This is a genomic window from Pantoea sp. B9002, assembly GCF_013385945.1.
In the GTDB taxonomy this organism is placed as follows: domain Bacteria; phylum Pseudomonadota; class Gammaproteobacteria; order Enterobacterales; family Enterobacteriaceae; genus Pantoea.
In genome coordinates this window covers 1-8,854 of record NZ_JACAPA010000024.1, presented here as the reverse complement: position 1 = coordinate 8,854, position 8,854 = coordinate 1, and the positions used below count along the sequence as shown (strand labels likewise).

Genomic DNA, 8,854 nt, shown 5'->3' with positions numbered 1-8,854 from the left:
GTCGCCATTTATGGCGACCGGCCCCAACGCCCACGCAAATACTTCACCGCATCCTGGGTTTGTGGCTGATTGAGGTAATTTTCACGGAACAAAATTGTGCCATTAATTTGCGGCAGCGACTCGTTAAGATCCAACTGCTTTTTCAGCTCCGGCACGCCGCCATTCACCGTCCAGTCAGGCTCGCTTTTCGACGCTTCGCCGATTTTATACAGCGCCACACCGATATAGAGCCGCGTATGCGTTGGCTTCACCACGTCCGCCCACCAATTGGCTAATACGTCGTAGCGGGCGGCCTGGCGCGCAAACGGCCAGTAAAGCTGCGGCGCGATGTAATCCAGCAGTCCCATTTGCACCCAGCGACGCGTATCGGCATAGGCTTCGTCGTAGGCGGCCGCACCGCGCGTGTCGGAGCCCGCCGCATCATGCGACAGATTGCGCCACACGCCTGCCGGGCTGACGCCAAATTCAACGTTCGGGTTCAGTTGCTTGATGGTGCGCGACACCTGCTCAATTAACAGCAGCGTATTGTTGCGTCGCCAGTCAGCTTTCGATGCAAAACCTTGACCATATTGGCGGAACGTGGCGTTGTCGTTGAGGGTTGAACCAGGCGTTTCGGTATAGAAATAGTCGTCAAACTGCACGCCGTCGATCGCATAGTGCGACACCACTTCCGCAACGATGCTGGTGATCCAGTCGCGCGCGGCGGGAATGCCGGGATCGAGCACGAAGCGGTCGCTGGCGGTGCGGATCCAGTCGCGATGCAGCACAAACACGCTGGCTGGTTGCAGCGCAAGCGTATTATTCAGCGCGTTAACCGTGGAGGGTTTGACGTTGGTCGAGACGCGATAAGGGTTGAACCACGCGTGCACCTTCATGCCGCGTTTGTGCGCCTCATCCAGCATAAATTTCAGCGGATCGTAGCCGGGATCTTCACCAATCTTGCCGGTCAGCATGTCTGACCACGGCAAGATACTTGAGCGCCACAGCGCGGTGCCATCCGGCTTTACCTGGAAAAATACCGTATTGATGCCGAGGCTTTTCAGTTTATCCAGCTTGTCGGTCAACGCTTGTTGCTGCTGGTGGATGCGGTTGGCCGGACTGGCATTCACTGAATTGATCGGCGGCCAGTCGAGGCGTGAAACGGTGGTTAGCCACACGCCGCGTACCGGTTCTTTGCTCAGCGCAGGTTTGGTGGGCATTGGCGGTTTGCTGACCGTCGGCAACGGCGTGACCAGCGATTTCGGTGGCGGCGAGGAGCAACTGGCCAGTGAAAGGGCGACAGCAATGGCGATCAGCGCAGCGGATTTTTTGTTGGTGTTAACCCAGGGAAAACGATGTGAACAGGCTATGGTAAACTCCCTTTTTTGCAACTTTCTGTTCTAAGAGCCTCATTCTCTTATCATGCGGACTAAAGTCAATATTGGTGTCATTGTTTGCGCGATGAATCGCGCCGCTACAGATACGTGCGGGATTTCGTAGCGGCGCAATTTATTGCGCGCAGTTAATTTATTTGAGGAACCCAAAACCTATGCAATACGAAGACCTTTATCGCCGTATCGGCCAGATCATCTTTAGCTGTGGCCCGCAAGGTGCGCGGGAATTGATCGTTCAGGCTGAACTGTTTGCGGACGATGATGGCGGGCAGTTTCAGTTCGATTACATCGATGAAAACGGTGAACCGGATTGGTTTGAACCCGATGCGCGCGCGATTGGCGATCTCTCGGAGGCGCTGAAAGATTTTCAGCAGTACTTCGTGGATAACAACATGACCAACGGTCTGCCGGTGTGGCGCAAATGCGCGATTAACCTCAACGTGCTGGAAGAAGCCATCAGCATCGACGTGCATTACGACTAACTTCCGTGGCATCCTTGCCCGGAATCAATGCGTTACGAACGCAACGCCACCATCTCCTCGTTTTTACGCGCCACGCGTTTGCGCTGCACAATGCGGCTGGCGGCGACGACACCCAGCGTGAGCAGGCCGGTGGCGATAATCTCTGGACGGTGTTGCTGGTTAAACAGCATGGCAACCAACACGCCGACGATGAACACCATCGTCGCCCACGTCAGACCCGGGAACAGCCACATGCGATAGCTGAGGATTTCGCCGCGCGCCTCGCGCTTTTTGCGCAGCACCAGATGAGACGCGGCGATCACCAGATACACCAGCAACGCAATGGCACCGGAACTGGCGAGCAGGAACTCAAACACTGCGCTCGGTGCCAGATAGTTAGCAATTACCGCGAGGAAGGCGGCCGCCGTGGAGAGCAGCACCGCTACCCACGGCGTACCGCTGCGGGTGGTGCGCGACGCGACGGCGGGGGCATCTTCACGGCGCGATAACGAATAGATCATGCGTGATGCGGTATACAGCGCTGAGTTAAGACAGCTACATACCGCAATTAACACCACCACATCAACAATCTGCTTAGCGTACGGCACGTTCATCATCTGCATCGCCGTCTGGTAAGAACCGGCTTTCATCAGCGACGGCGTATTCCACGGCACCAGCGCCACCACGATGAAGATCGACAGCAGATAGAACAGCGCGATGCGCCAGATCACCGAGTTGGTGGCCTGGGTGATTTGCTTCTTCGGCTCGCGCGATTCGGCGGCGGCAATGGTGACAATCTCGGTGCCCATAAACGAGAACATGGTGGTCAGAATGGCCGCCAGCACCGCGCCGATGCCATTCGGCATAAAGCCTTGGGTGTCATAGAGATGTGAAATTCCCTGCGTGCTACTGCCCGGCATCAAACCGAACACCGCTAAACTTCCCGCGCAGAGGAACGCCACAATCGCCACCACTTTCAGCAGGGCGAACCAGAATTCAAACTCGCCATAGTTTTTCACACTGAAGAGGTTACTGATGGTCAGGAACGCGGTGATCGCCAGCGTGTATTCCCATACCGGAACCTGCGGAAACCACGAGTGCAGGATGGTGCCGGCGGCGTTGGCTTCCAGCGGGATCACTAACACCCAGAACCACCAGTAAAGCCAGCCGATGGTAAAGCCAGCCCAGCGGCCCAGCGATTTGTCGGCGTAGGTGGAGAATGAGCCGGAATCCGGCGACGCCACCGCCATTTCCGCCAGCATGCGCATAATCAGCACCACCAACGCGCCCGCGGCGATGTAGGCCAGCAGCACCGCCGGACCGGCTTCGGCGATCGCATGGCCAGAACCAACAAATAATCCGGCACCAATCACGCCACCAATCGATAACATCCGCACATGACGCGGCTTCAGGCCTTGCGCCAGTACATCGGCATTCTGTGAACTCATCAATATTTCTCCAAAGCGTCTCTCAGGCCGCGCCACGCGCAACCGGGTTACAACAGGTGAGAAGCCCAGCCCGCCGCGCGAGCTGGGTAGATTGTTACGAATCGGCGTGTTGACTCAGCACGCTGCTGAGAATCTCCAGCGCCTGGCCGAACTGCGCATCAGGAATGGTGAGCGGATAGAGGAAGCGGATGACATTGCCTTGCGGGCCGCAGGTGAGCAGCAGCAGCCCACGCGCCATCGCTTGTTGCTGAATAGTTTGCGCGGTTTGCGCGCTGGCGAACTCCACCGCGATCATCGAGCCAAGGCCGCGAATGTCGGTAATAGACGAACACTGGCTGCGCGCGCTGTGCAGGAAGTCGGTTAACTGCGCGCCGAGTTGTTGAGAGCGTTCGCACAGCTTCTCGTCGGCGATCACGTCCAGCACCGCATGCGCTGAGGCAATCGCCAGCGGATTACCGGCGTAGGTGCCGCCCAGGCCGCCCGGACCCGGCGCATCCATAATCTCGGCGCGGCCGCTCACCGCCGATAACGGCATGCCGCCCGCGAGGCTTTTCGCCATGGTGATGAGATCCGGTTTCACCGCATAGTGATCCATCGCAAAAAGTTTGCCGGTGCGGGCAAAGCCGGTTTGTACTTCATCGGCAATCAGCAGAATGCCGTGTTCATCGGCCAGCGCCCGCAGACGGTTGAAGAATTCAGGCGGCGCGACGTGGAAGCCGCCTTCGCCCTGAATCGGCTCCAGCACGATAGCCGCAACATCCTGTGGCGCGATGTCCTGAGTGAAGATGTCCTGCAAGCTGGAGAGCGCATCATCAACGCTGATGCCGGTCACGCTGTTGGGATAGCGCGCGTGCCACACCGATGCGGGCATCGGGCCGAAGTCGCGTTTGTAGGGGGCCACTTTGCCGGTCATCGCCATGGTCATAAAAGTACGACCGTGGAAGGAGTTGCCGAAGGTGATGATGCCGTGACGACGCGTCGCCGCACGCGCCACTTTCACCGCGTTTTCTACCGCTTCTGCGCCGGTGGAGAAGAAGGCGGTTTTGGCTTTACCGGCAATCGGCACCACGCGATTGAGGCGTTCCGCCAGCGCCACGTAGCTCTCATACGGCGTGACCTGGAATGCGGTATGGGTAAATTTCTCTAACTGATCGGCAATCGCCTGTACGATGCGTGGATGGCGATGACCTGTGTTCAGCACCGCGATGCCGCCGGCGAAATCGATCCAGCTGTTGCCTTCACCATCGCGTAGCGTGGCGTTCTCCGCGTGCTCTACATACCACTGACAAAGATTGCCGGTGCCGCGTGGCAGGGCATCATCTTTACGTTGCTGCAACTGGCTGTTTTTACCTTCCATAACCTTTCCTTAGCGATAAGCGTCTTTACAAATCACGACAAACACGCTTATTTATGCCTGCGCTGAGCTATCTTGCCAGAGCCACTTTCAGTGAAAAGAGGGGAGCCAATTGCGAAGTTTGTACGCCGATCATGTATTAGAGCGCATGCAGTTTATGCCGGAAGGGACGTTGCAGCAGCGGTTGCTGAGCTGTATGCAAGCCGCTATCGCAGAAGGCATATTTCCGCGCGCCACGCGCTTGCCTGCCACGCGCGATTTGGCGCGCGAACTGTCGGTGTCGCGCAACACGGTGTTGAACGTGTATGAGAATTTGATGGCACAAGGCTACGTCACGGCGCGTACCGGCAGCGGTACATGGATTGCAGAAAATTTGCCTGAGGGATCGCTAAATACGCCGCGCAATGTGGCGACTATCGAACCCTTAAGCGCGAAACCGGCGGCGATTTCCAAACGCGGCGCGTCGCTGCTCGGCCATGCCAATGCGTCGCCGTATCAGTGGGGCGCTTTTGTGCCTGGCGCGCCGGATGTCACGCAGTTCCCGCATAAACTCTTCAGCCAGATTCAGGCGCGTTTGAACCGTGAACCGGATATCGAACGGCTGATTTACAGCAGCAACGGCGGCTGTGCACAGCTGCGTGCCGCGCTGGCGGAGTACCTCAGCGTGGCGCGTTCAGTGCGCGCTGATGCCGACCAAATCATCATTACCGAAGGGATTCACCAGGCGGTGGATTTGGTTTCACGCGTATTGTGCGATCCCGGCGATCAGGTGTGGATCGAAGAGCCCGGTTATTGGGGGACACGCAATCTGCTGCGCATTAACGGCCTGAAAATCAATGCCATTGCGGTGGATGAGCACGGATTGATCCCCGATTTACCGCCGCGCAGTCGCGCACCGAAGATGATTTTCGTGACACCGTCACATCAATATCCGCTGGGCGTGCATCTTAGCCTGGAACGTCGCAAGCAGTTGCTCGATCTGGCGCGTAAACATAAAACCTGGCTGGTGGAAGATGATTACGACAGCGAGTTTCGCTTCTCCGGCCAGCCGTTTCCGTCCTTGCAAGGTTTTGAGCCGGATGCGCCGGTGATTTATATGGGCACCTTCAGCAAGACGCTCTATCCGGCGCTGCGTCTCGGTTATCTGGTGGTGCCAAAAGCGCTGGCACAGCCGCTGCGTGTGGCGGCAGCTGAGCTGTATCGCGGCGGGCATCTGCTGGTGCAGCGCGCGCTGGCGGAGTTTATTCAGAAAGGGCATTACATGTCGCACATTCGCCGCATGCGTAAGCTCTACAGCCAGCGGCGGCGCTTTATGGTGAGCCTGATTGAGCGTTATTTAGGGGCCGATTTTTTGCCGGTGGTGAATCACGAAGCGGGATTGCATCTGGTGATGAATCTGCCAACCGGTTGCGACGATGTGGCAGTCGCCGCACTGGCGCTGCGGCGCGGCGTGAAGGTGCGACCGCTGTCGCAATATTATATGCATCCGCAGGAACGGCGCGGCTTGCTGCTGGGTTTTGCCTGCGTCGATGAACGGCAGTGTCAGGATGCGTTTGGTGTACTCAAAGGTTGTCTGGTCGATTTGATGCTTTGGTCGCCATAAAGGGCACAATGCTGGTCAGTTGAGTTGAAAAATAAAGACGCAAAGACATTAAGGGAACCGAATTAATAAGCAAAAAAATTCCCGCTTAAATGAGACTATATTGACATGAGCGGGAATTATATCTTAGTCAAAATAATAATAAAATCTTAGGCGATACTGATGCTTGTACTGCGATGCAAGGTTATATTATTTGAAAGTATAAACAATCCTTATTAATGGTAATTGATTCATTTAAATCCAAGACCCGTCGCATTGCATGCCAATAGCAACCGGGTATGTTTGTTTTTCCTGACAGCTAGTCAGGGAAATACATAACAAGGAAGAAGTACATGAATTTATCATATAACAGTCGCTCTCCGGAAATTACAGCAGTATTTGATAATCAAGGAGCAAATCCCGGCTACTTAAACAAGGGTGACGAAACAGATGACTTAACACCTGTTGTGCGAGGTACGGCGGAATCTTTTGCGACTGTTGAACTCTATTCAAATAGTGTTTTGGTAGGCAGTGCCGTAGCTGATGCGAATGGGTTATGGAATATTTATCCTACGCTCTCCTATGGAGAGAACATTCTTACTGTTTCTTCTAACGGAAATAGTGGCAATAGTTTCCGGATTGATATCTATGATTTTTCTCATCCACGTCCAGTAAAAATGCCGGACTTATTTATTAATACCGTTTGGGCTGATGATAACGGGCAGCAGATGGTTACTCCCGGCAACCAGACTTCTGATCCCACGCCGCAAATCTACGGTTTCGCTCCAGCGAATCAGTTAGTCACGCTTTATGCTAACGGCGTTCCGGTCGCCAGCGTACGCGCTGACAGCGATGGTCAGTGGATGATGGAGCCGGAGCTGGCAAACGGAGTTAACGATCTGCATATCGAGGCCAACGGTCTGCGCAGTCAGGGCTTCATGATCGAGGTGGACGGTGCAAACAGCGGAGTTCAGCCGGTACCTTCGTCATCAGACCTGTTTATCAATACCGTCTGGGCAGATGAGTTCAACATGGTAGCTCCAGGCAACGTGTCAAATGACAACACGCCAAAAATATACGGTTTCGCTTCGGTGAATCAGTTAGTTACGCTTTATGCTAACGGCGTTCCGGTTGCCAGCGTACGCGCTGACAGCGATGGTCAGTGGATGATGGAGCCGGAGCTGACAAACGGAGTTAACGATCTGCATATCGAGGCCAACGGTCTGCGCAGTCAGGGCTTCATGATCGAGGTGGACGGTGCAAACAGCGTAGTTCAGCCGGTACCTTCGTCATCAGACCTGTTTATCAATACCGTCTGGGCAGATGAGTTCAACATGGTTGCTCCGGGCAACGTGTCAAATGACAACACGCCAAAAATATACGGTTTCGCTCCGGCGAATCAGTTAGTTACGCTTTATGCTAACGGCGTTCCGGTTGCCAGCGTACGCGCTGACAGCGATGGTCAGTGGATGATGGAGCCGGAGCTGACAAACGGAGTTAACGATCTGCATATCGAGGCCAACGGTATACGCAGTCAGGGCTTCATGATCGAGGTAGATGGAGCAAACAGCGGAGTTCAGCCGGTACCTTCTTCATCAGACCTGTTTATCAATACCGTCTGGGCAGATGAGTTCAACATGATCACCCCTGGCGGTGTGGCATATGACATCACGCCAAAAATCTACGGTTTCGGCCCGGCGAATCAATGGGTGACGCTCTATGCTAACGGCGAATTGGTAGCCAGCGTGCGTGTTGACAGCAGCGGGCAGTGGATGATGGAGCCGAAGCTAAACATTGGCACCAACGATCTGCACGTTGAGTCTGATGGTATTCGCAGTCAGGGCTTCCTCATCGAAGTAAACTCGCCTGATAATAATGCGAGTTTGAAACCTGTTATTGAACATGTTTACGATGATTATGGTGTAAATATTGTTAATCTTTCAAACGGTGCTGTAACTCAAGACTCATCACCCATATTCACCGGAAAAGCAGCCATATACAGTTGGGTTGACATTAAGCTTAATGGTGAAGTTTTTGATAGTGTGCTTTCATCGCCATATGGATTTTGGGAGTATGGCAAAACGCTGCCGGTCGGAACGCACGAAGTTACCGTGTCAGCAAATGGTGTAACCAGTGATCCATTTAACATCACGATTACGCCAATAACCGCAGCTACACGCTTTATGGGGGATGAAAATATGTCATCCACTCTGAATTTCAATGAGTTGTTATCAGCTGGGCAGGATGCATTTTTCTCATCAATGACTCCGGTTAGTTATCAGGAGTTGTCTCTGGATGATGTTAATCAACAGCTATTATCAAATACAAGTGAGGGGGCTGACGCTCTCCAGAACCTCATTCTGGCCTATCCATTAATCGATGCAACGGAAAGCTTAGAAACTTACGCTTACTAATTGCTGCAAAATTCCCGGTACACATCTCCACCCATCGGGAATCTGTAGGTATTAGTTTTTAGAAGGAGTGTATGAAGGTTCGAGCATATTTATATGTTTGAACCTTTTTTATTTAACATTGGCGTTTTTTGTTATGCCGGCAATGAAAAAAGGAAAGTGCCCTGAGACACTTTCCCTTTATATTTTTAAGGGTAGCTGTTGCTAACTGTAGCGGTCAACAAAAAC

7 protein-coding genes are annotated in these 8,854 nt (G+C 54.1%); 4 read left to right on the top strand and 3 right to left on the bottom strand.

Annotation, left to right across the window (positions count from 1 at the left end; all coding sequences use genetic code 11):
- Positions 1 to 8: 8 nt before the first annotated feature.
- Positions 9 to 1,286 (bottom strand): glycoside hydrolase family 10 protein, encoded by a 1,278-nt coding sequence (locus HX773_RS13945; RefSeq protein ID WP_370463607.1) that lies wholly within the window; start codon positions 1,284 to 1,286, stop codon positions 9 to 11.
- On the opposite strand from HX773_RS13945, the gene HX773_RS26160 reads away from it, so the two are divergent.
- Both HX773_RS26160 and HX773_RS13940 read left to right on the top strand, forming a co-directional pair.
- On the top strand, positions 1,192 to 1,383 hold the full coding sequence (locus HX773_RS26160; RefSeq protein ID WP_370463608.1) for a hypothetical protein: 192 nt from the start codon (positions 1,192 to 1,194) through the stop codon (positions 1,381 to 1,383). The genes HX773_RS13945 and HX773_RS26160 overlap by 95 nt on opposite strands.
- 145 nt (positions 1,384 to 1,528) lie before the next feature.
- Positions 1,529 to 1,855 carry a hypothetical protein gene (locus HX773_RS13940; protein WP_176972012.1) on the top strand — a complete coding sequence of 109 codons (327 nt, stop codon included), beginning with the start codon at positions 1,529 to 1,531 and terminating at the stop codon, positions 1,853 to 1,855.
- A 32-nt stretch (positions 1,856 to 1,887) separates the two neighbouring features.
- Here the strand turns inward: HX773_RS13940 and gabP are convergent, their stop codons facing one another.
- Positions 1,888 to 3,282, bottom strand: coding sequence for a GABA permease (gene gabP, locus HX773_RS13935; RefSeq protein WP_218168250.1), 1,395 nt, complete (start codon positions 3,280 to 3,282; stop codon positions 1,888 to 1,890).
- A gap of 94 nt (positions 3,283 to 3,376) precedes the next feature.
- Positions 3,377 to 4,639 (bottom strand): 4-aminobutyrate--2-oxoglutarate transaminase, encoded by a 1,263-nt coding sequence (gabT, locus tag HX773_RS13930; RefSeq protein ID WP_176972010.1) that lies wholly within the window; start codon positions 4,637 to 4,639, stop codon positions 3,377 to 3,379.
- Between the two features lie 109 nt (positions 4,640 to 4,748).
- Here gabT and HX773_RS13925 point away from each other — a divergent pair, with 109 nt between their 5' ends.
- Both HX773_RS13925 and HX773_RS13920 read left to right on the top strand, forming a co-directional pair.
- Positions 4,749 to 6,239: a PLP-dependent aminotransferase family protein gene (locus tag HX773_RS13925; protein WP_176972009.1), complete on the top strand. Its 1,491-nt coding sequence runs from the start codon at positions 4,749 to 4,751 to the stop codon at positions 6,237 to 6,239.
- A 329-nt stretch (positions 6,240 to 6,568) separates the two neighbouring features.
- On the top strand, positions 6,569 to 8,629 hold the full coding sequence (locus HX773_RS13920) for a hypothetical protein (protein WP_176972008.1): 2,061 nt from the start codon (positions 6,569 to 6,571) through the stop codon (positions 8,627 to 8,629).
- Positions 8,630 to 8,854 lie beyond the last annotated feature (225 nt).